This window comes from Mesorhizobium sp. BR115XR7A (assembly GCF_020165315.1).
Lineage (GTDB): Bacteria > Pseudomonadota > Alphaproteobacteria > Rhizobiales > Rhizobiaceae > Mesorhizobium > Mesorhizobium australicum.
Genome location: NZ_JAIUHW010000006.1, coordinates 127,186 through 148,311, shown reverse-complemented (window position 1 = coordinate 148,311; position 21,126 = coordinate 127,186). Strand labels below are relative to the sequence as shown.

Annotated in this window: 20 protein-coding genes; 10 read left to right on the top strand and 10 right to left on the bottom strand. The window is 64.3% G+C overall.

Translation table 11 applies throughout. The features are described from left to right. Window positions 1-188 precede the first annotated feature (188 nt). Both LB557_RS31610 and sugE read left to right on the top strand, forming a co-directional pair. Window positions 189-314 (top strand): hypothetical protein, encoded by a 126-nt coding sequence (locus tag LB557_RS31610; protein WP_015314442.1) that lies wholly within the window; start codon window positions 189-191, stop codon window positions 312-314. Window positions 315-510: 196 nt separating this feature from the next. After that, window positions 511-825 carry a quaternary ammonium compound efflux SMR transporter SugE gene (gene sugE, locus LB557_RS14820; protein ID WP_224641920.1) on the top strand — a complete coding sequence of 105 codons (315 nt, stop codon included), beginning with the start codon at window positions 511-513 and terminating at the stop codon, window positions 823-825. Window positions 826-982: 157 nt separating this feature from the next. Here the strand turns inward: sugE and LB557_RS14815 are convergent, their stop codons facing one another. Continuing rightward, complete coding sequence (locus LB557_RS14815) at window positions 983-1,411, bottom strand: DUF6481 family protein (RefSeq protein ID WP_015314444.1); 429 nt, start codon at window positions 1,409-1,411, stop codon at window positions 983-985. Window positions 1,412-1,750: 339 nt separating this feature from the next. Here LB557_RS14815 and LB557_RS14810 point away from each other — a divergent pair, with 339 nt between their 5' ends. Further along, window positions 1,751-2,812, top strand: coding sequence for an LLM class flavin-dependent oxidoreductase (locus tag LB557_RS14810; RefSeq protein WP_015314445.1), 1,062 nt, complete (start codon window positions 1,751-1,753; stop codon window positions 2,810-2,812). Between the two features lie 49 nt (window positions 2,813-2,861). Here the strand turns inward: LB557_RS14810 and LB557_RS14805 are convergent, their stop codons facing one another. Beyond that, window positions 2,862-3,698, bottom strand: coding sequence for a helix-turn-helix domain-containing protein (locus tag LB557_RS14805; protein ID WP_140789956.1), 837 nt, complete (start codon window positions 3,696-3,698; stop codon window positions 2,862-2,864). A gap of 94 nt (window positions 3,699-3,792) precedes the next feature. Then, window positions 3,793-4,359 carry a carboxymuconolactone decarboxylase family protein gene (locus LB557_RS14800; protein WP_140789958.1) on the bottom strand — a complete coding sequence of 189 codons (567 nt, stop codon included), beginning with the start codon at window positions 4,357-4,359 and terminating at the stop codon, window positions 3,793-3,795. A 302-nt stretch (window positions 4,360-4,661) separates the two neighbouring features. Here LB557_RS14800 and LB557_RS14795 point away from each other — a divergent pair, with 302 nt between their 5' ends. From LB557_RS14795 to LB557_RS14780, 4 genes are all read left to right on the top strand, one after another. Next, window positions 4,662-5,831, top strand: a complete 1,170-nt coding sequence (locus LB557_RS14795; protein WP_015314446.1) for an AI-2E family transporter — start codon at window positions 4,662-4,664, stop codon at window positions 5,829-5,831. Between the two features lie 70 nt (window positions 5,832-5,901). After that, window positions 5,902-6,732, top strand: a complete 831-nt coding sequence (locus tag LB557_RS14790) for an arylamine N-acetyltransferase family protein (RefSeq protein ID WP_224641922.1) — start codon at window positions 5,902-5,904, stop codon at window positions 6,730-6,732. Then, entirely contained in the window at window positions 6,729-7,730 is a 1,002-nt protein-coding gene (locus LB557_RS14785; protein ID WP_140719225.1) for an LLM class flavin-dependent oxidoreductase, read from the top strand. Before LB557_RS14790 ends, LB557_RS14785 begins: the two co-directional genes overlap by 4 nt. Before the next feature lie 76 nt (window positions 7,731-7,806). After that, window positions 7,807-8,601, top strand: a complete 795-nt coding sequence (locus tag LB557_RS14780; RefSeq protein ID WP_224641923.1) for an inositol monophosphatase family protein — start codon at window positions 7,807-7,809, stop codon at window positions 8,599-8,601. 47 nt (window positions 8,602-8,648) lie between these two features. Here LB557_RS14780 and LB557_RS14775 read toward each other — a convergent pair whose 3' ends face one another. Beyond that, entirely contained in the window at window positions 8,649-9,668 is a 1,020-nt protein-coding gene (locus tag LB557_RS14775) for a LacI family DNA-binding transcriptional regulator (RefSeq protein WP_224641925.1), read from the bottom strand. A 222-nt stretch (window positions 9,669-9,890) separates the two neighbouring features. Here LB557_RS14775 and LB557_RS14770 point away from each other — a divergent pair, with 222 nt between their 5' ends. From LB557_RS14770 to LB557_RS14760, 3 genes are read left to right on the top strand one after another with little or no spacing between them, the layout of a single operon-like run. Further along, window positions 9,891-11,480, top strand: a complete 1,590-nt coding sequence (locus LB557_RS14770) for a sugar ABC transporter ATP-binding protein (RefSeq protein ID WP_224641927.1) — start codon at window positions 9,891-9,893, stop codon at window positions 11,478-11,480. Next, window positions 11,477-12,790: an ABC transporter permease gene (locus LB557_RS14765; RefSeq protein ID WP_224641929.1), complete on the top strand. Its 1,314-nt coding sequence runs from the start codon at window positions 11,477-11,479 to the stop codon at window positions 12,788-12,790. Before LB557_RS14770 ends, LB557_RS14765 begins: the two co-directional genes overlap by 4 nt. Next, window positions 12,787-13,755, top strand: coding sequence for a substrate-binding domain-containing protein (locus LB557_RS14760; RefSeq protein WP_015314453.1), 969 nt, complete (start codon window positions 12,787-12,789; stop codon window positions 13,753-13,755). The genes LB557_RS14765 and LB557_RS14760 overlap by 4 nt, the downstream gene beginning before the upstream one ends. Window positions 13,756-13,867: 112 nt before the next feature. On the opposite strand, the gene LB557_RS14755 is transcribed toward LB557_RS14760, so the two are convergent. From LB557_RS14755 to LB557_RS14730, 6 genes are read right to left on the bottom strand one after another with little or no spacing between them, the layout of a single operon-like run. Next, window positions 13,868-14,329: a MarR family winged helix-turn-helix transcriptional regulator gene (locus tag LB557_RS14755; RefSeq protein WP_140660160.1), complete on the bottom strand. Its 462-nt coding sequence runs from the start codon at window positions 14,327-14,329 to the stop codon at window positions 13,868-13,870. Further along, a complete protein-coding gene (locus LB557_RS14750; RefSeq protein WP_015314457.1) occupies window positions 14,326-14,910 on the bottom strand; it encodes an amino acid synthesis family protein in 585 nt (194 codons plus the stop codon). Before LB557_RS14750 ends, LB557_RS14755 begins: the two co-directional genes overlap by 4 nt. Beyond that, the gene (locus LB557_RS14745) at window positions 14,903-15,787 is read right to left on the bottom strand and encodes a UPF0280 family protein (RefSeq protein ID WP_224641930.1); all 885 of its coding nucleotides are present in this window, start codon (window positions 15,785-15,787) and stop codon (window positions 14,903-14,905) included. The genes LB557_RS14750 and LB557_RS14745 overlap by 8 nt, the downstream gene beginning before the upstream one ends. Further along, complete coding sequence (locus LB557_RS14740; RefSeq protein ID WP_140719234.1) at window positions 15,787-17,328, bottom strand: 6-hydroxynicotinate reductase; 1,542 nt, start codon at window positions 17,326-17,328, stop codon at window positions 15,787-15,789. The genes LB557_RS14745 and LB557_RS14740 overlap by 1 nt, the downstream gene beginning before the upstream one ends. Continuing rightward, window positions 17,325-20,078 carry a molybdopterin-dependent oxidoreductase gene (locus tag LB557_RS14735; protein ID WP_224641931.1) on the bottom strand — a complete coding sequence of 918 codons (2,754 nt, stop codon included), beginning with the start codon at window positions 20,076-20,078 and terminating at the stop codon, window positions 17,325-17,327. The genes LB557_RS14740 and LB557_RS14735 overlap by 4 nt, the downstream gene beginning before the upstream one ends. Beyond that, the gene (locus LB557_RS14730; protein ID WP_224641956.1) at window positions 20,075-20,929 is read right to left on the bottom strand and encodes an FAD binding domain-containing protein; all 855 of its coding nucleotides are present in this window, start codon (window positions 20,927-20,929) and stop codon (window positions 20,075-20,077) included. Before LB557_RS14730 ends, LB557_RS14735 begins: the two co-directional genes overlap by 4 nt. Between the last annotated feature and the right edge of the window lie 197 nt (window positions 20,930-21,126).

Sequence of the window (21,126 nt, the reverse complement as noted above, 5' to 3'; positions counted from 1 at the left end):
ACGATCACCCGGCGGTGCACGGGTCGATGCTGCAGTGCGAAGACAAGCATGGCATGGACTGCCGGGGTTTACGAGCAAATTAGAAACCGGTTGAAAGCGGCCTGCCGACGCTGGCAGCAGGCACTCGCCTCTTGCAGTCTGGCGTTTGTCTTGTTTCACTCCGTTTCCCGCAACTGGAGGAACGAATCATGGCTAAAGGTGCGATGAAGGCAGGCAAGGAAGCCCGCAAACCAAAGAAAGACGCCAAGAAGCCTGTAGCCGCTCCGGCCCTGAAGGCGCCGCCGGTCAAGGCGACGAGGATCAAGGAAAAGTAGATCGCACAGCGTGCATGGATTTCACCGGCGGCGTCCGACATGCCGCCGGCGAATTGTTGATTGGGCGTTCAGACACCCTATATCGACGGTGCGGGGACGACCTCGCATTTCCCGAAATCTGGTTGGGACGGCCCGCCCATTGTTTGATTGAGCATCCGAAGACCTTTCGGCCGGATGTTCTGGATGGAGCGTTCCGATGCCATGGATTCTTCTGTTCTTCGCCGGCCTGTTCGAAATCGGCTGGGCGATCGGGCTCAAATACACCGACGGCTTCACCAGGCTTGTTCCGACCGTGCTCACGGTCGCGTCGATGATCGTCAGTTTGACCTTGCTTGGCCTGGCGCTGAAGAGCCTGCCTGTCGGCACAGCCTATGCGGTGTGGACCGGTATCGGCACCGTCGGCACGGCGCTGCTCGGCGTCTGGCTGCTGGGCGAGCCCGCGACGGCGATCAGGCTCGGCTGCATCGCGTTGATCGTCTGCGGCATCATGGGGCTGAAACTCGCGGCCTGAACGGCCCTGTCCACCGACTGGCGCTATCGACCGAGCTGACATCCATGAATCGACGTCCCTGGATGCAGGGAGGCTCCCCGTGGGCAACACCGACACGCGAAAAAGGGCCGCGCCTTGGCGCGTCCCTCATTCATCATCCATCGAGGCGAGTGCGCTGTTAGCGACCCGTAAAGCCGGGCGGTGTCCTGCCGGTGCGCTGCTTGCGTGCCGCATAGCGTGCGTCGCGCTTTGCCTTGCGCTCTGCTTCATCGGCAAGCAAACGAGCGATACGCTCGTTCTCTTCAGCTTCCCGAAGCTTGGCATCCGCTTGCGCTGCCTCTTCGGCGGCAATGCGCGCAGCTTCGGCTGCTGCCTCACGCTCGGCTTTCTCAATCGCCTCGCGTGCCAGCTTTTCCTGCTTCAGCTTGGCCTTCTCGGCCTCGCGGATCTCACGAGCCGCAAGGATCGCCTTGCGTTCGGCCTGTCGTGCCAGCACCGCGGGATCGTCTGCTGCCGGCTTTGACTTGAAGCGCTCCAGAAGCGCCTTCTTTGCCTCGGTCGCGGCATTGCGCCGCTCGAAAATGTCTTTTTCCCTGTAGATAGCCAAGTCCACTTCCTTGAAGTCTATTCGCGACGCTTACATACGCGCGAAAACCGGGAGTTCAAGCGCCAAAACGGCATGCCAGCCATGAAATTCCGGGATGTTGCACCCGGGAGACGCATTTTCCGCCGAAATCGACATGCACTGTTCACCAGCCAGCCTCTGGCGGCGCGACGGACGCGTCGCTACCTCTGGAGCATGATGCCGAAAAGGGGAAAGCGGTTTTCGGACGATATCATGCTCTATCTATCTCTTCGATTTAGGGTCGGATTCAGATTTCAGGTCGAACAGAGCTAAAATCATCCGACCCTAGCGCAACAATCAACACACTGGGATGACATCCAAATGGAACTCGGCCTCTACACTTTTGCCGATGTGAGCCCTGTGCCGGGTCCCGGCGCCATCGGTCCGCATGAGCGGCTGCGCAACCTGATCGAGGAGATCGAACTTGCCGACCAGGTCGGGCTCGACGTCTTCGGCCTCGGCGAACACCACCGGCCGGACTATGCCGCCTCGGCACCGGTCGTGGCTTTGGCCGCGGCGGCGGAGCGTTCGAAGCGCATCAAGCTGACCAGTGCGGTGACGGTATTGTCCTCCGACGATCCGGTGCGCGTTTTCCAGCAGTTTTCCACGCTCGACCTTCTGTCGGGCGGCCGCGCCGAGATCATGGCTGGGCGAGGTTCGTTCATCGAATCCTTCCCGCTATTCGGCTACAACCTCGAAGACTATGACGAGCTGTTCGCCGAAAAGCTCGACCTGCTGCTGGCCATCCGCGATCAGGTGAAGGTTACCTGGTCGGGTAGGCTGCGCGCGCCGATCAACGATCGCGGCGTCTATCCCAGGCCCTTCCAGGACAGGCTGCCGGTCTGGATCGCCATTGGCGGAACGCCGCAATCGGCCGCTCGGGCGGGCGCGCTCGGCCTGCCGCTGGCGCTTGCCATCATCGGCGGCGAACCGGCGCGCTTCGCGCCGCTGTTCGACCTCTACCGTGAGGCCGCCAAGCGCGCTGGCGGCGATCCGACGGGGTTGGCGACCAGCATCAACGTGCATGGCTTCATCGCCGACACGACCGAGCAGGCGGCGGACGACTTCTACGGCCCCCAGGCCGAGGTGATGAACCGCATCGGCCGTGAGCGCGGCTGGGGTCCGACATCGCGTGCGCATTTCGACCAGTCGCGTGGTCCCGACGGCGCGCTGTTCGTCGGCAATCCGGAGCAGGTGGCGGAAAAGATCGTGACCCAGCACAGGGTGTTCGGTAATGACCGCTTCCTGCTGCAGATGGCGATCGGCACCATGCCGCACGCCAAGATCATGAAGGCGATCGAGCTCTACGGCACCAAGGTGGCGCCGATCGTACGCAAGGAAACCGCGAAATCCGCGCCGACCGTGGCGGCGCCTGTCGCGTGAACTTACGGAGGCCCGCGAGCCTCATTCCATGAGCCCTGGATGAGCATGCTTATCGCGTTGCCCGGTGTAGGGCCGCATCCATCATCGCGGCATGATGGATTTCGGTCGCCTCGTCGGCTGGGAACAGGCACTCGATGCGCAGTTCCTGGGCGGCGACGGTTTGGGGAGTGCCGACCGTGGTGACCATCGAAAAGTAGTCCAGGCGGCGACCGTCCTTGATGAAGCCAAGCGGAATGACCGGCATGAAGCCGATCGCCACCGGATTTTTCCAATCGCTGTTCACGTCCGGGTAGGCGAGCAGCGCCGCCAGCAACTCCCTGGTCTTTTCGTCGACGACGCGGCCGATGGATTCGCGATAGACCCGCTCGAACAGGCTCCGCGCCACGTCGGGCCAATTGGCGACGAACGGGCGCATGCCTTTGGGATCGAACATGAGGTGGAGCATGTTGCGCGGCCCTTCGCGCGCGGCCATGTCGAGGAAACAGCCGAAGAAGAGCGGTGCGGCTTCGTTGGTCATCAGCACATTCCAGTACCGGTCCATGACCAGCGCCGGATAGGGTTCATGCTGGCGCATGATGCGCGTCAGGGCGTCGGTGACGCTCTTCATTTCCATGGAGTTCCAGGCGCCTTCGGAAAACATCGGCGCGTAGCCCGCCGCCAAAAGCAGGGCATTACGCTCGCGCAAAGGGACATCGAGCGCCCCCGCGATCGCCATCAAGGTCTCACGGCCGGGAACGCTGCGTCCGCTTTCGATGAAACTGATCTGCCTTTGCGAAATGCCCGTATCGAGGGATAGATCAAGCTGGCTTCTGCCACGCACATCGCGCCAGTAACGCAAGAGCGTGCCCAGGTCGGGTGTCATGGCCGTTCTGGAGTTGGTCTTCATGCCCGCTGTCCTCGCAGTCCCTCGAACGATACACGCGATGCAATCACGCAGCGACGGCGCATGGCACCAGAAGATCCATGCGCCGTCGATCGGGTCAGGCGGCAATCGCGGCGGCGGGAGACCATGCCTGCGGCTGGAAGCGCTCTTCGATCGGCGTGCCGGCCATGTTGGTGGTGGTTGCCGCCATGGTGGAGACGCCGACGCCGGTTACCACTTCCAGGATCTGGGCTTTCGAATAGCCCGCCGAAGCAAACGCATCGATGTCGGCGTCACTCACGTTTCCCTTGTTTTCGATCAGCGCCCTCGTCAGGGCCGAGAGTGCCGCATATTTTGGGTCCGTCGGCAACCTGCCATCCCGGATCGCCTTGACTTCGCTTTCCGCAATCCCATCCTCGATAGCGAATGTCGAATGCGCGGCGACGGTCCAGGGGCACTTGATGGTGACCGCGTTGGTCAGCAGCAGCACCTGCTTTTCGATCTCGTCGAAGCTTCCGCCGTGGAAACTGCCGAAGCTGCTGACGAAACCATTGAGGAGAACCGGATTGTTGGCCATCGTCGCCATGACGTTCGGAAGAAAGCCAAACTTCTCCTCAAGCGCCTTCAACGCGGGCCTGGATTTCTCCGGCGCCGACTCGGTTGTTTGAAGGGTAAATCTTTGCATCGTGATGTCCTCTTTCAGGGGTGGGCGTAATCGTGCCGGCGACATCCTCGCCGCGCCAGCCTTGCGAGCCCTTGGGCTGCGAAGGCCTGCTCCCGTACTAGGCCCGCCGCCTGCCCGGACTCAATTACACGGCATGTAATCGTGGAACGCTCGCAGCCGAGCCGTCGGTTTGAGCTATATTGACGGCGCCGCCGCTCGAAGGCGGCCACGCCGTCAGTGCCGGCTAACGGAACCTTGAAGCCGCGCTGGCGTTTCCGTCTGCGGATTGCATCAGTTGTGATGTGCCCGCCGAGGGGATCGCGATGAAGGCCGAACCCACCGCTTTGGGCGCAGGCGTTGCCGAAGCCGAAGAATCGCGAGTGGCGGCGCGTGCCGATACGCGTCTCATGCGCTCGTTGCTCATCGGTATCTTCCTGTTCATGACCGTCTATGCGCTCTATTTCGCGCGCGCTTTTTTCATGCCGGTCATCCTAGCCTTCCTGCTGGCGCTGACGCTGACCCCAATCGTGCGGCTGCTGCGCAAGCGCGGCATTCCCGAAGTGGTTTCGGCGACGCTTCTGGTGCTTGTGTCGATCTTCGTCTTCGCAAGCGCCGGCTATGTGCTCAGTGGGCCTGTCATCGATCTCATCAACAACACATCGTCCATCGGCCAGCAGCTGACCGAGCGATTGGCGCAGTTGCGACGGCCGCTCGAGAGGATCATGGACATCGCGCACCAGATCGAAGGGCTGACCGAGACATCGCAGGAACCGGGTGTGCAAAAGGTCGCGGTAGCGCAGTCCGGCTTCTTCTCGTCGGCGGCGAGCAACATCCTGTCGGCTGGGACAAGCCTGACCATCATCTTCGTGCTGTCGCTGTTCCTGCTCGCCTCGGGCACGATGTTCTACGAGAAGATCATCCAGTCCTTCGCCAGCCTCACCGAAAAGAAGCGGGCGCTGCGCGTCGTCTACGACGTCGAGCGGGAAATCTCGCATTATCTGCTCACCGTCACCATCATCAACACCGGCCTCGGCACGGTCATCGGCCTCGGCCTGTGGGCGCTCGGCATGCCCAATCCCTTGGTCTGGGGCGCGGCGGCCGCCCTGCTCAATTTCCTACCCTATGTCGGGGCCATGATCACGCTTGTCCTGGTCACCGTCATCGCGCTCATCACCTTCGACACGATCGCCTATGCCCTGTTGGCGCCTGCCTTCCTGGTTTTGTGCGACATCATCGAAGGCCAGTTCGTGACGCCGATGGTGGTCGGGCGGCGGCTCGAGATCAACGCCGTGGCGATCTTCATCGCCATCGCGTTCTGGTCATGGCTGTGGGGCTTCGTCGGCGCCCTGATGGCGGTGCCGCTGCTGGTCGTCGTCAAGGTGTTCTGCGATCATTTCGAGAGCCTTAGCCATGTCGGCAATTTTCTCGCCGCCCAACACACGGCGGTCGTTGAGGACGAAGCCGACGAGCAGGACGCCGCGGCAGCCGGATAACCGGCGCACGGTTTGCGACGGCGGGATCGAATGCTTATATCCGGCCGATCAGTGCCCGGTGCCCTTCCCAATGAATGACGTTCCCTTCGACCTCGACGCCTATTTCGCCCGGATCGGCCATGCCGGTTCCGGGCACGCTTCGCTCGACACGCTGAAGACGCTCCATTTCCTGCATCCGCAGGCGATCCCGTTCGAGAATATGGATCCGTTTCTGGGACGCCCGGTCCGATTGGATATCGCCTCGCTGCAGGGCAAGATCGTCCTTGGTGGGCGTGGCGGCTATTGCTTCGAGCACAATCTCCTCTTCATGCACGCGCTGAAGGCGCTCGGCTTCAAGGTCGGCGGCCTTGCCGCGCGTGTGCTTTGGGGGCAGAGCGAGGACGCCGTCACGGCGCGTAGCCACATGCTTTTGCGCGTCGAGCTTGACGGCCACACCTATATCGCCGACGTCGGATTCGGCGGCCTGACGCTTACGGCGCCGCTGCTGCTGAAGCCCGGCCGGGAACAAAAAACGCCGCACGAGACATTTCGCATCGTCGAGGCCGGCGATCATTTCCTGCAGGCCTTGATCGGCGGCGACTGGCGCTCGCTATATCGCTTCGACCTGCAGCCGCACTATGAGGTCGACTATTCCGTCGCCAATTACTTCCTGTCGAACAACCCGGCATCGCATTTCCTCACTTCCGTCATAGCGGCCCGCGCCGCACCCGACCGGCGCTATGCGCTGCGCGGCGATCGCCTATCGATCCATCACGTCGATGGCCGCACCGAGCAGAAGCAGATCGCCACCGCCGCCGAACTTGCCGACACGCTGGAAGGCCAGCTCGGCATCACCATTCCCGACCGCAAGGCCTTCGAGGCCCAGGTGCGCGAGAAGAAGATCGTGGAGACCAGTATATGACCGAACTTTCCGTTCTCGACTTGTCGCCGATCGTCGAAGGCAGCGATGCCTCGCAATCGCTCGCAAATTCGCTCGATCTCGCCCGCCACGCCGAGCGGCTCGGCTACAAGCGCTACTGGCTGGCCGAACATCACAACATGCCGGGCATCGCCAGCGCGGCCACATCGGTCGTCATCGCCCATGTCGCCGGCGGCACCAAAACCATTCGTGTCGGCGCCGGCGGCATCATGCTGCCCAACCATGCGCCGCTGGTGATCGCCGAGCAATTCGGCACGCTCGCCGCCCTGTTTCCCGGCCGCATCGACCTTGGCCTCGGTCGCGCTCCCGGCACCGACATGAACACGGCGCGCGCGCTGCGCCGCAATCTCGAGGCCGGCGCCGACAATTTCCCGCAGGATGTCGTCGAGCTGATGGGCTATTTCCTGCCGGCCGAGGAAGGCCAGCGTCTGCGCGCCGTGCCCGGCGAGGGCCAGACGGTGCCGATCTGGATTCTTGGGTCGAGCCTCTACGGCGCGCAGCTCGCCGCCATGCTCGGCCTGCCCTACGCCTTCGCCTCGCATTTCGCGCCGGCGGAACTCGATCATGCGCTGGACATCTACCGCTCGCGCTTCCAGCCGTCGGAGCAGCTCGAAAAGCCGCATGTCATGCTCGGCCTCAACGTCTTCGCGGCACCCACCGACGCCGAGGCGCGGCTGCTGTTTACCTCGCTGCAGCAGGCCTTCGTCAATCTGCGCACCGGCAGGCCGGGAAAATTGCCGCCACCGGTCGAGAACTATGACCGGGATCTCGACCCGATGGCCAAGTCCATGCTCAGCCAGGCGCTGTCCTGCGCCGTCGTCGGCTCACCGGAAACAGTCCGGCAAGGCATCGATGCGTTCGTGCGACGCACCGGCGCCGACGAGCTGATGGTCACGGCGCAGATATCGGACCACGCCGCCCGCGTGCGCTCCTTCGAGATTTTGGCCGAGGCGCACAGATCGTTGTCGCAAGCGGCCTGAAACAGGCGGCCTGGAGCTTTTGCCGACGTCGATGCTCTGCTAAGTGCGGGTATCCTTCGCAACTGCGAGCCTTGCCTTGCCCCATGACCTCGATAGACGCGAGCAGTTTGCCATCGACCTGGCGCGGCGGGCCGGCGAACTCGGCCTGAAATATTTCCGCGATCTCGACAGCCTGACCATCGAGAGCAAAGGCCATCAGGACCTGGTCTCGCAGGCCGACCGCGAGGTCGAGCTGTTCATCCGCGCGGCAATCGCCGCCGACTATCCGCAAGACGGCATTATCGGCGAAGAGCACGCCTCGGTCGCCGGCTCGACCGGCCATGCCTGGGTCATAGACCCCATCGACGGCACCGCCAATTTCGTACGCGGCATTCCGGCCTGGTGCGTGGTGATCGCTTGCGCAAGAAATGGCGAGACGATCGTCGGCGTCATCCACGAGCCGTCGACCGGCGAGACCTTCCACGGAAGGCTGGGCGGCGGCGCCTTCGTCAACGGCAGGCCGATCAAAACGAGTGCGGCCACCAGCCTGCAAGAGGGCTCGGTGGGCACCGGCTTCTCAAACCGGGCCGAAGCCGAGAACATCGCCGTGCTGATCAAGAAGATCCTGGCCGAGGGCGGCGTCTTCTTCCGCAACGCGTCAGGCGCGCTGATGCTTGCCTATGTCGCCTCGGGCCGGCTGCTTGGCTATGTGGAAGAACACATGAACCCCTGGGACTGCCTCGCCGGCATGCTGCTGATCGAGGAGGCCGGCGGCACTGTGCTGAAGGCGGATCCGAAGACAGTGCTGCAGAGCGGGACGCAAATTATCACCGGCGGCAAAGGCATCTTTTCGAAGCTGCAGGAACTGTGTTCCGGGGTCTTCACGCCCTGATCAAATCCCGAGAATTGCCCGAAAACCGCTTCACACTTTCGGCATGCTCAGGCGCTCACGCTCTGCACCATTGTCCCCAGCGGGCGGCATGAATTGCGGATCATCAAACGGCCCTTGAGGACGAGCTTGCGTGGCGGCGCGTCCCTGTTGCCAGCGAGACGGTCGAGCAGCAGATTCGCCGCCTGTTCGCCGATCGCCTGCACCGGCTGCGCCACCGTCGTCAGTTGCGGCTGGAACACGTCGGACCAGGGAAAATCGTCGAAGCAGGCTACCGAAATGTCCTCCGGACAGGACAGGCCGATGTCGCGGATCGCCTTCATCGTGCCGATCACCATCGGGTTGTTGGCCGAGAAGATGGCGCTTGGCCGCTCATGCAGCGACAGCAGCTGCATGGTCGCGTTGTAGCCGTCGATCTCGTGGAAATTGCCGGAACGAACCAGTTCCTCGGCCACCGGCAAGCCGGCGGCCTGGAGCGCCTCGCAATATCCGGTCATCCGGTCATGCATGGGTGAAATATCCGAGGTGCCGGTAATGTAGCCGATCCGCCGATGGCCGAGATTGATCAGATAGCTGATGGCGTCGAACACCGCGCGCTGGTTGTCGAGAACCACGGCGTCGGTGTCCACGCCCTCGCACAGACGGTCCAGCAACACGACCGGCACATTGGCGTCGACGACGATCCGCTCGAGGATCGCACCGCCACCGACGCGCGCCACGATCAGCCCGTCGACCATGCGGTCGAGCAGCAGCCTGATCTGGTCGTCCTGGGTGTTCAAATCCTCGTCGGTGCAGCACAGCATGACGGCATAGCCGGCGCGGTCGAAGGCCTGCTGGATCACCGAAACGACGGCGGTGAAGAATGGGTTGGTGATGTGCGGGACGGTCAGGCCGATGGTGCGGGTCGTGCCCATCTTCAGGCTGCGGGCGATGGCGTTGCGCTTGTAGCCGATATCGCGGATTGCCTGTTCGATACGCTGGCTGAGTTCCGGGCTGACGGTCGCCGTACCATTGATCAGCGCCGACACGGTGGCGACCGAGACACGCGCGGCCTCCGCCACGTGAAGCATGGTGGGCGCGGTGGATCTGCGCTGTTTTTTTCGCCCTGACGCTGTCATTTTCGAAACGTTTCGTCCCCCCCTCTGCCGCCAATACCTACGGAATCCTGTCTTTTTAAGCAAGAATCGAAATGCATCAAACTTCTGGCACCTGATATCGGCTTGACACTATCGAAACGTTTAGATTAGCGTTTGCCTGGAGTTGACGACGACGGAAGGGAGGCCGCCATTGTCATGCAAGAGAGCAGTTCCCCTTCTTCTTCGACGCGCAATGCGGCATCGGATCGGCCGGACATCGTTCTGAGCGCCGAGCACATTTCCAAGAGCTTTGGCGGCATCGCCGCGCTCGTCGATGTCGGCTTCGAACTGCGACGCGGCGAGGTCCATGCCCTGATGGGCGAGAACGGCGCCGGCAAATCGACGCTGATGAAGATCCTCTCCGGCGTCTATACCGGCTATGAAGGCACGGTCAGCGTCGATGGCCGGCCGGTCGGCTTCGCCGGCGTGCGCGACGCCGAGGATGCCGGCATCGCCATCATCCACCAGGAACTCAACCTGGTGCCGGAGCTCAGCGTCGCCGACAACATCTTTCTTGGCCGTGAAAAGCTGATCGCCGGGCTGATCGTCGACCGCAAGGCGAGCAGCCGCGCGGCAAGCGCCCTCCTGCAGCGGCTCGGCATCGAACTCGATCCGGACGCTCGCGTCGGCGCCTTGCGTGTCGGCGAACAGCAACTGGTCGAGATCGCCAAGGCGCTGTCGATGTCGGCGCGCATCCTGATCATGGACGAGCCGACCTCGGCCCTGTCGCCGGCCGAATGCCAGCGGTTGTTCCGCATCATCGGCCAGCTTGCCGATAGCGGCGTCGCCATCGTCTACATTTCGCACCGCATCGACGAGGTGATGCATCTGGCCGGTCGCGTCACCGTCTTCCGTGACGGACGCCATGTGCTGACGCGGCCGATGGCCGAACTCGACGAAAACGCCATCATTTCGGCGATGGTCGGACGGGACCTGCTCGCATCCTCCCAAGGTGAGCGGGATCCCGGCGGCAGGACCGTGCTTTCGGTCAGCGACCTGTCGCTGTCGAAGCCCGACCGCCAGGGCTGGCGGCAGGTGGTCGGCGGCGTCAGCTTCGATCTGGCCGCCGGAGAAATCCTCGGCATTGGCGGGTTGCTGGGCTCAGGCCGCACCGAGATCATGGAAGCGATCTTCGGCTCGAGCGATGGCCGTGCCGGCGGCGAGATCCGGCTCGACGGCCAGCCAGTGGATATCCGCTCGCCGCGCGATGCAAGACGCCTCGGCATCGCGCTGGTGACCGAGGACCGCAAGACGCAGGGCCTGCACCTGCAGGCCTCGATATCGGACAATGTGGCGCTGCCGCTGGTCGGCGCGCTGGCGCGCTTCGGCATCCGCTCGCTGGCCGGCGAGCAGGGGCTGGCGCGGCAGGCGGTCAAGGCGCTCGGCATACGCTGCCGCGACATCGACCAGCCCGCCGGCACGCTGTCGGGCGGCAACCAGCAGAAGGTCGTCATCGGCAAGTGGCTGGCGACCAGGCCCAGGGTGCTGTTGCTCGACGAGCCGACGCGCGGCATCGATGTCGGCGCCAAGCGCGAAATCTACGACCTCATCTTCCGGCTGGCGCGCGATGGCCTGGCCATCGCCGTCATCAGCTCCGAGCTGCCGGAATTGCTGCATCTTTCCGACCGCATCCTGGTGATGGCCGACGGCCGCCAGACAGGCATCCTTTCGCGCGACGCGGCGAGCGAGGAGGCCATCATGCGCCTCGCTGCACCGCGCCGGACCCTATCGAGACCCGCCGCATGACCGCACTGAAACTCCTGTCCCGCACCAAGCTCTACTGGGGCCTGATCGCCATCTTCCTTATCGGCGTGCTGGGCTCGCCGGTGAGTTCCAAGGGCAACAACATCTTTCTGTCCTACGGCAATCTGCTCGACGTGCTGCGCCAGGTATCGACCACCGGGCTGATCGCCACCGGCATGACGGCTGTCATCATCACCGGCGGCATCGACCTTTCCGTCGGGTCGCTGATGGCCATCTGCTCGGTGGTGTGCGCCATGCTGCTGACAGTTCCGGGCGTGACGCCCGGCGTCGTTCTGGGCGTGCCGACCGTCGCGCTAGTCGCGCTGTGCCTCGGCTTCGTCGTCACGCGCTTCATCTTCCTCAATGTGGAGAAGTCCCGCGCCGGCGCGGATGCCGCCGTTCGCGATGTCAGGCTGGACACCGTTCGCGGGCTGGTCACGCCGGCAACCGTCGGCGTCGTCCTGTGCTGTCTTTCGCTGTGGTACCTGCTGCCGCAGATCGAGCCCAAATTCGGCGTTCTCGGCGTGCTGCTGGTGGCGCCCTGCGTCGGCCTGCTGTTCGGCGCCGTCAACGGTTTCATCATCGTTGGCGGGCGGCTGCAGCCGTTCATCGTCACGCTGGCGATGATGGTGACGGCGCTCGGCATCGCCCGGCTCACCGCCGGCCAGAACAATGCCGTGCTGCCGGTCTATACCGGTTCCAACGCAACCGCCGATTTCGAGCTGCTGCGCTCGCTGGTGTTCGGCGTCATCCCAATGCCCGGCCTGTTCTTCCTCGGCGCCATTGTCATCTATGGCGCGGTGCTGCGCTTCACGCCCTTCGGCCGCTATGTCTATGCGATCGGCGGCAACGAGGAGGCGGCCAGGCTCTCCGGCATCGCCGCCGGCCGCGTCAAGATCGCCACCTATGCCATATCAGGCCTGCTCGCCGGAATCGCCGCGGTGCTCTACGTGGCGCAGTACCGGCAAGGCAAGCCGGATGCCGGCGCCGGGCTGGAACTCGACGCCATCGCGGCCGTGGTCATCGGCGGCACCAGCCTGATGGGCGGGCGCGGCAGCCTGACAGGCACCTTCTGCGGCGTGCTGATCTTCGGGCTGCTGTCCAACATATTGCAGCTCCACAACATCAATTCGAACCTTCAGCTGGTGCTGAAGGGGATGATCATCATCGGCACCGTGCTCGTGCAGGAGCGCAATGCCGGCGATCTCATGGCCTATCTGCGCCTGCCCGGGGCGGCGCACAAGGAAACGGCCGCCGCAAAACGGCCGTCGCAAGAGACACCGTCTCTCAATCTCGGAGGAAACAAGAAATGAAACGACGTGACATGCTGAAGCTTGCCGCACTCGGCGCGGCACTGCTGACCACCACGGCACTGCTCTCCACCGGCCATGCCTTCGCCCAGGACAAGAAGTGGAAGATCGGCTTTTCGCAGGTGACCACCATCGAGCCCTGGCGCGCCCAGTTCAACAAGGACATCATTGCCGAGGCCGCCAAGCATCCGGAGGTCGAGCTGATCATCACCGACGGCGAGGACAAGACGGAGAAACAGGTCGCCGACGTCGAGAACCTGATCCGCCAGGAAGTCGACGCGCTGCTGGTCTCGCCGAAAGAATCCGCCGGCCTGACCGGCGTCGTGCAGCAGGCGATCGACGCCAAGATCCCGGTCTTCGTGCTCGACCGCAATGTCGACACCAAGGACTACACGCAGTTCGTCGGCGGCGACAACAAGCTGATCGGCCGCGCGGCCGGCGAATACGCCGTCGAACTGCTCGGCGGCAAGGGCAAGGCAGCAGGCAATGTCGTCGAGATCTGGGGCGGCATGGGCACCCAGCCGGCGCATGACCGCCATGACGGCTTCCATGAATTCACCGACAAGGAACCGGGCATCAAATATTTGCTCGACCAGCAGTCGGGCGACTGGAAGCAGGACCAAGCCTACAATCTGATGGCCAACGCGCTGAAGACCAACGAGAAGATCGATCTCGTCTACGGCCACAACGACCCGATGGCCTACGGTGCCTATCTGGCCGCCAAGGATGTCGGCCGCGAGAAGGACATCAAGTTCATCGGCATCGACGGCCTGCCCAACGAAGGCGTGCAGATGGTGAACAAGGGCGAGCTGACGGCGACCTTCACCTATGTGACCCCAGGCGCGGAAGGCTTGCGCCAGGCGATCAAGTTCCTCAACGGCGAGAAGGTGGAAAAGACCATCACCTTGCCGACGCAGAAGATCACCAAGGAAAACGCCGCCCAGGTGCTGAAGGACAACGGCCTGTGAGTTTTCGCCGGAGATAAGCGCCGGCCCAAGGTCCAGGTTCTTCGTCCGAGCGACAGCTTGGCCCTTCCTCTCCCCCGTCGATCGGGGGAGAGGAAAGGACCTCGCCGCCGCTCTACGCCAGCTTCGCCAGCAGCTTCATGAAGGTGGCGATTTCCTTGTTCGTGAGCGGCGCCAGCGTTTCCTGTGTGATTTCCCGGGCAAGCGGGATCAGCCGCTCGATCGCGTCGCGACCCTCGGCCGTCAGATTGACCAGCAGCCGCCTTTTGTCGACCTCATGCCGGGACAGCTCGACCAGGCCGCGCGCCTTCAGCCGGTCGATGACGCCCTTCACCGTCGCGGCATCCATGGCGATCAACGTGCCAAGCTGGTTCTGCGAGGTCTCGCCGACATCGCGCAGCTTGGCCAGTGCGGCGAATTGCGGCGGCGTCAGATCGGCGATACGGGCGGCGAAGATCGAGACATGGCGCTGGTGCGCCTTGCGCAGGATGAAGCCGACCTGTTCCTGCAGGAGGTAGTCGTGATCGTCGGCCTCTTCGGTCTCGACCAGCTTGAGCAGGTTGTCCTCGCCGCTCACCGCAGCCCGTCCCAGGCTTTTATGTCATCCGCAGCGAGGCCACCCATGCGGTTGTGGATGCGCGGGCCACAGGTCATGGCGAGGCAGAACAGTATCTCGTCAGGACGCGGGCCGTCGCTGATGCCGACCTCCATGGCGTCGAAATGGCTGCGCACATAGGCGGCGTTGATGTGGCCGAGCGGTACGTCGAGCTTTGACCCGAAGGCGCCGACCTTCTTGGCCGAGGGCACGATCGCCTTGGCATCGCCCAGCCGCTCGCGCATCGCGTAACCGCCGGGTACATGCCACAGCGCGCCGTGTTCCAGCTCGCCTGCGCTGCCGACAATGGCGCCCTTGCCGTAGCCGTCGATCTGTTTCACGTCGCCGCCGAGCGCCGCGATCAGCCGGTCGGCAAGCAGCAGGCCGAGCGGCTTCAGATCGTCCATGGCGCTCTGCAGCTCCTCGACATAGCGCCCGGCGAAAGGGTTCTTGACCACCGCCATGGCGGCGGCACGCCGGCGCGGCACGTCAGTGACAGGCCCACCGTCGTGAAAAATCTCTTCGCTCAGCACCGCGATCTTGCGGATCGGAAACTCAGGCATGGGCAACTTCCTCCGGTTCATGCTTGTTGGGCGGGCCGAGTGCAACGGAGCCGCTGATACGGGCCTCCCCACCAAGAAACAGCGCCGATGCGGCAATCAGGCCGCGCCGGCGAAAATCTTCGGCGACGGCGAGGCCATTGTCCAGCGCCCGCGCCACCTCGCCAGAGGCAAGCGTGCCGACGCCTTGTGTCACCAGCCGTGCGCCAAGATCGCTGTCGGGCGACAGGTCGCTTGCGGGAGTGCGCCTGATGGCGGGATTGCCGGGCAGGTCGACGGCGTTGGCGATAAGCGTCGCCGCCGCATCTGCCTCGGCGCCGGTGCGCGCGAGCACGGTGACGGCATCGGCAATGCCAAGCGAGAAGGAGCGGCCACGCCAGCCGCTGGTTGCGACACCACGCACCCCATCTTGCGCGCGGATCGTGATCCGGTCGGCCATGCCGTTGCCGGTCCCGGCGACCGCCAAGCCAATCGACGTGGCCTTGTCGAGATGGAGGGCACTGTCGCCGCCATTGTTGACATAGGCGCGGTCGAGCTTGCGGCCGGCAAGCAACGCGGCAAGCATTTCGTCGGCTACCGATCCGGCGACGGCGGCCATCGGCGTGATGAAGCATTCCGCCAGGGGCATGACGGCTGCTTCCATGCGGCGCGCCGTCGGGCCGGCGAAGGTTCGCGGCGCCAAGAAAAATGCCGGGAGGCGCAGTTCGGGAAGCTCCTCGACCAACTCGATCAGGATCGTCTGGAAGCGCGCGACGGCTTGGGCATAGGCGGCGCGACACTCGTCAGCCTCGCCAAAGGCCTCGACGATCAGGTCGATCGGCCCATGGTTGAGATGCAGCCGCTTGCCATCCTGCAGCCAATGCGCTTGCGGGCCTTCCATCAGCCGGCCCCATCCGAGCCCGCGCGGCGCAACTGCGCCAGCGGCGGCCATGGATTGCTGGCCGGGGCACCCGTGCCGCGTCGGGGATTGAGGTACTCGCCGCCCTTGGCGACAATATCCGCGACGCTGCGGATTTCGGCCTCGTAGCCGCCAAGCCTGACATAGTCGTCGCGACGCAGCGTGAACTCGATCGGCGCCACCAGCGCCGGCGTCGGCACGTAGCCGAAGGCGCCTGGCGGAACCCTGGTGACATCGACCATCAGCGTGATGCCGCCGCCCGGCCAGACATAGACCGGCGCGCCGCCGACCGTGACGTAGGTTTTCAGGCCTTGCACGGAACGGGTGAGATTGACCGGGTTTTCAGTGACGCCGGCACGCAGCGACCCGCCGGCGCCGCCGATGAACAGCACGGTGCACAAAGCCGGCTCGCAATTGTCCTCGATCAGGTTGACCGATTTTTGCAGCCGCTCCGGAAACGGTTTTTCGACCGGTTTCAAGTCGTCGTCGAGCTCGTAATAGGCGAACTGCTCGCCGGTGGTCGAAACCATCAGCAGCGACAGGCCCGGCCGCGCGCCCTTCTTGGCGTTCCATTCGCCGAGGATCGACAGCGGATCTGAAATGCTGGTGCCACCCCAGCCGAGGCCGGGCTCGGAGACCTTGAAATAGCGGCCCGGCGTCGAGCGGCGGCCGACGATCTTGATACCGGTATCCTGCCAGCCCAGCACCTTGCCGGCCTGGTGTTCGGAAACGACGCCGGTAATGTGGTCGTCGACCACCACCACCTCGTCGACCAGCCCGCGCCATTGCGTGGCGAACATGCCGATGGTGGCCGAGCCGCAGCCGACGCGCATGCGATGTTCCTGCTTGCCGTCGATGACGGGTGGTTTGCCGGCTTCGACAATGACCGTGGCGCCGCCGTCGATGGTGAGTTCCACCGGTTTGCGGTTGCACAGGTTGAGCAGCGCATCGCAGGTGGCGCGGCCTTCCGCCTTGGAGCCGCCGGTCAGATGATGCACGCCGCCCAGCGACAGCATCTGCGAGCCATATTCTCCCGTCGTGACATGGCCGATGGCTTCGCCCTCAGCCCGCACAACAGCTGTTTCGGGTCCGATATGACGGTCGGTATCGATCTTCACCTTGACGCCGCAATAGGAGAAGATGCCTTCGGTCACCACGGTGACGAGATCGACGCCTTCCACTTCCTGGCTGACGATGAAGGGAGCGGGCTTGTAGTCGGGATAGGTTGTGCCGGCGCCGATTGCGGTGACGAAGCGGCGGCCGGTGTTGATGAGTTCGCCATCCCACTGCTCGCCCTCGGCGACAAAGGGGACAATGGCGGCCCCGGTCTCGGCCGCATGGTCGAGGATGGTCAGCGGGTCCATGCGCACGATGCGGCCCGCGATATTGCCATAGCGGTCGCAGGCTCCGGTGCGTCCGTCAGCGATGTAGCACATGACGGGACAGGCATCGCAGCGGATCTTTTCCGCCACCAGCTTCTCGCCGGGATCATGGGTTTCGAAACGCTCGGCAAGCTCGCTCATGCGCGTGCCTCCTTCTCGCGGATGGCCGCCAGGATGCGGCTTGGCGTTGCCGGCACCTTGGTGACCAGCACGCCGGTGGCGTGACGAATGGCATTGAGGATCGCCGGCGCCGTCGGGATCAGCACGTGCTCGCCCAGGCCCTTGGCGCCGAACGGCCCTTCGGGATCGGGCACCTCGACAAGGATGGTCTCGATCGGCGGCACGTCGCCGATGGTCGGGATGAGATAGTCATGCAAATTCTCGGTGCGGCCGGGGATGTATTCTTCCATCAGTGCCATGCCGATGCCTTGCGCGATACCGCCCTCGATCTGGCCCTCGACCAGCAGCGGGTTGATCGCCTTGCCGACGTCATGCGCGGCGATGATCCTGACCAGCCTCACCGTGCCGAGCCTGAGGTCGACCTCAAGTTCGGCGATCTGCGCGCCATAGCCATAGACCGCATAGGGTTTGCCCTGGCCCTTGGCATCGAGCGGCAGCGTCGGCGGGTCGTATGTCTCCTCGGCGTGGAAGACGAAGCCGTCCGCATCCACGTCGAGTAAGCCAACATCGATGCTTCGTGTCGCCTCGCCTTCGCGGATGACGATCGCCGGGCCATCCAGTTCAAGCGAAGCCTTTTCCGAGACATTGGCAAAGCGCAGGATCTTCTCGCGCAGGGCGCGGCCCGCCTTCTCGGCCGCCTTGCCGGTGACGAAGGTCTGGCGCGAGGCCGAGGTCTTGCCAGCGTCGGGACTGATCGCCGTATCGGCGCTCTTCAGCCGGAATTTTTCCAGCGGCAGGCCGAGCGCGTCGGCGCAGATCTGCGTGATGACGGTGTTGGATCCTTGACCGATATCGACCGCGCCCTGGTGCAGGATGACCGCGCCGTCAGCCGCGATGCCGACCCGGATGGTCGACGGATTGGGCAGCGAGGTGTTGCCGCAGCCATACCAGCACGAAGCGACGCCGACGCCGCGTTTTCTGTCCAGGTTGGCGCTGTTGAAAGCGTCGGCATCGGCTGTCGCCCGCGCCCAATGCGGTCGCAACGCCTCGAGGCATTCGGCGATGCCGACTCCGGACTCCAGGACCTGGCCGGTAACCGTTTCGGATCCGTTCCGAAGGCAGTTCTTCAGCCGGAAATCGAGCCGATCGATACCGAGTTTGCCGGCGAGCTCGTCATAGAGCGTCTCTTGCATGATCGTCGCCTGCGGCACACCGAAGCCACGGAAGGCGCCGGCAATCGGCCCATTTGTGTGGATGGCGCGGCCCTCGGCGCGGTAATTCGGCGTGAAATAAGGACCGGAGGCATGCACCGGCACGCGGTTGGCGACCGTCGGCCCCCAGCTCGCATAGGCGCCGGTGTTGAAATCGCCTTCGAAGATCATGCCTATGACATGGCCCTCGGCATCCGCGCCGACGGTGGCCTTCATCCGCGCCGGATGGCGCTTGGTGGTCGACATCATGGATTCGTTGCGGGTGTAGGCAAGGGCCGCGGGCCGCCCGGTCTTCAGCGCGACAAGGCCGATCAGCGGCTGCAGGGAAACGTCGAGCTTGGAGCCAAAGCCACCGCCGGTCGCGGTCGGTACGATGCGCACCTTGTCGACGGGAAGGCCGAGCACTTTTGCCGTATCGTCGCGGTCCATGTAAGGCGCCTGCGTGCAGGCGACGACGACGAGCGTGTCGCCGTCGAGATATGCATAGCCGGCTTCCGGCTCGATATAGGCGTGCTCGACATAGGAGGTTTCGATCGTATCGCTCGCGATGAACGCCGCATCGGCAAGTGCCGACTCGGGATCACCACGTTCGACGAAGCCCTTGGTCAGCAAATTGGCCGGGCGGTTTTCATGGATCAGCGCCGCACCTTCGGCCTGCGCATCGCCGGGCTGGAGAACATGCGGCAGTTCGGTCCAGCGGACGGGGAAATCCGACAGATCGAGATCGAGGATCGCCTCGCGCTCGCCGGCGACCAGCGCGACAGCCTCGCCGCGAAGCCGGGCAAAGCCCTCGGCCAACGCCGGCTGGTCGGCGAACGGGCCGATAACGCCGAAACAGTTTTTTCCCGGGATATCGGCGGCCGTGAAAACACCCGTGATACCGGGATGGCTGCCTGCCCAGCCATCGATCTCGCCGAATGCGAAGCCGGCATGATGATGCGGCGAGCGGATCACCAGCACCGCAAGCGCATCGGCCGGGAAGGAATCGCCGCCGAATTTCTCGGCACCGGTCACCTTTGGCACACCGTCGAGCCTGACCGGCGACGCGCCGGTGGCGTGGCCGGACCGAGGCAGACGGAAGTCCAGGCTCGCGGTCTGGAGGGAAGCCTCCATCACCGCGGTGATGATCTTGCGGTAGCCGGTGCAGCGGCAGAGGATGCCGCCCAACGCATCCTGCACCTCGGTCTCGGTCGGCCTGGGTTTCGTGTCCAGCAGCGCTGAAGCCGCGACCAGCAGCGCCGGCGTGCAGATGCCGCATTGCGCGGCGCCATGCGCCAGGAACGAGGCTTGCAGCGCCGACAGGCGCCCATTGGCGAGGCCCTCGACCGTCGTCACCATAGTGCCGGAAGCAGAGGCCGCCGACATCAGGCAGGCGCAGACGGGAGCGCCGTCGACCAGCACCGTGCAGGCGCCGCAGTCGCCGGCGTCGCAGCCGACCTTTGTGCCGGTCAGCCGCAATTCGTCACGCAGCACCGAGGACAGCCGGCGCAGCGGCGGCACGTTGACCGAGACGGCGGCGCCATTGACCGCGAAGGCGATATCGGCGCGTTCCATGCTCATGCGGCCACCTTGTCGTCCGTAGGCTTGCCCGCGGCCTCAAGGGCGGCGCGCGCAACGATTTCGCGCACCGCGTCGAGCCTGTATTCGGCGCTGCCGCGCACGTCGGCGATCGGCTGCAGCTCAGCCATCGGGGCGGACCGGACCGCGGCAACAAGCCCGGCGTCCAGGGGAAGCCCGAGCAGCGCCGCCTCGACACCGGCAAGCCGCCTCGCCACGGCCGAACACGAGCCGACGGCGACGGCCGCCTGCGCGACGGTGCCATTCTCGGCAACCAGACGCACCGCCACCATGGCAATGGAAATAACGAGATAGCGCCGCGCCCCGAGCTTGACGAAGGCCGATGTGCCGGCGGGCTTCGGCACGTGGATGGCCGTCAGCATCTCGCCAGGCCGCAAGGCCGTACGGCGATTGCCGAGGATGAACGCCGACAAGGGCAGATGGCGCGTCGCCGCCGCCGAGCGCAGCTCGACCTCGGCATCAAGGACCAGCAGCCCCGGCACACCGTCGGCGGCCGGCGAGGCGTTGCAGAGATTGCCGGCGACCGAGGCGACGTTCTGGATTTGTGGTGAACCCACTTCCCGCGCGGCCTGTTTCAGCGCCTCGAAGGCCGGTGGCAAGGGATGGCGGATGATGTCGGTCCATGTCGTGCGCGCGCCGATGATCCAGTGGCTGCCGGTCTCGGCGATGCCGCGCAGCGCTGTCAGGCCGTTGATGTCGAGGACATTGTCACGAAATGGTTTGCTGCCCTGCACCGGATAGAAATCCGTACCGCCCGCAAGGATACGCCAGACGCCCCCGCCAAGCAGCGCGAGCGCTTCGTCGACCGTGGTGGGTTTCGCGTAACGGATCACGCTTTCCTTCCCAATAAGGTGGGCCTTCCCAATAAGGTGGGGCTTCCCGATAAGGTGGGGCTTCCCGATAAAATGGGCTTTGCCCGAAACTGGCCCTCCCGAGGCGCTTGCCCAAGGAAAGTCTTTACCGGCTTCGACCGGTAAATTCATTCGTATGCAAATGATATCAAGACGGCGGAAATTGTCAAAGCCAGAGT

Coding starts and splice junctions, on each gene's coding strand:
- LB557_RS31610 (WP_015314442.1), top strand. CDS start 189: ATGGCTAAAGGTGCGATGAAGGCAGGCAAGGAAGCCCGCAAACCAAAG.
- sugE (WP_224641920.1), top strand. CDS start 511: ATGCCATGGATTCTTCTGTTCTTCGCCGGCCTGTTCGAAATCGGCTGG.
- LB557_RS14810 (WP_015314445.1), top strand. CDS start 1,751: ATGGAACTCGGCCTCTACACTTTTGCCGATGTGAGCCCTGTGCCGGGT.
- LB557_RS14805 (WP_140789956.1), bottom strand. CDS start 3,698: ATGAAGACCAACTCCAGAACGGCCATGACACCCGACCTGGGCACGCTC.
- LB557_RS14800 (WP_140789958.1), bottom strand. CDS start 4,359: ATGCAAAGATTTACCCTTCAAACAACCGAGTCGGCGCCGGAGAAATCC.
- LB557_RS14795 (WP_015314446.1), top strand. CDS start 4,662: ATGAAGGCCGAACCCACCGCTTTGGGCGCAGGCGTTGCCGAAGCCGAA.
- LB557_RS14790 (WP_224641922.1), top strand. CDS start 5,902: ATGAATGACGTTCCCTTCGACCTCGACGCCTATTTCGCCCGGATCGGC.
- LB557_RS14785 (WP_140719225.1), top strand. CDS start 6,729: ATGACCGAACTTTCCGTTCTCGACTTGTCGCCGATCGTCGAAGGCAGC.
- LB557_RS14775 (WP_224641925.1), bottom strand. CDS start 9,668: ATGCTTCACGTGGCGGAGGCCGCGCGTGTCTCGGTCGCCACCGTGTCG.
- LB557_RS14770 (WP_224641927.1), top strand. CDS start 9,891: ATGCAAGAGAGCAGTTCCCCTTCTTCTTCGACGCGCAATGCGGCATCG.
- LB557_RS14765 (WP_224641929.1), top strand. CDS start 11,477: ATGACCGCACTGAAACTCCTGTCCCGCACCAAGCTCTACTGGGGCCTG.
- LB557_RS14760 (WP_015314453.1), top strand. CDS start 12,787: ATGAAACGACGTGACATGCTGAAGCTTGCCGCACTCGGCGCGGCACTG.
- LB557_RS14750 (WP_015314457.1), bottom strand. CDS start 14,910: ATGCCTGAGTTTCCGATCCGCAAGATCGCGGTGCTGAGCGAAGAGATT.
- LB557_RS14745 (WP_224641930.1), bottom strand. CDS start 15,787: ATGGAAGGCCCGCAAGCGCATTGGCTGCAGGATGGCAAGCGGCTGCAT.
- LB557_RS14740 (WP_140719234.1), bottom strand. CDS start 17,328: ATGAGCGAGCTTGCCGAGCGTTTCGAAACCCATGATCCCGGCGAGAAG.
- LB557_RS14735 (WP_224641931.1), bottom strand. CDS start 20,078: ATGAGCATGGAACGCGCCGATATCGCCTTCGCGGTCAATGGCGCCGCC.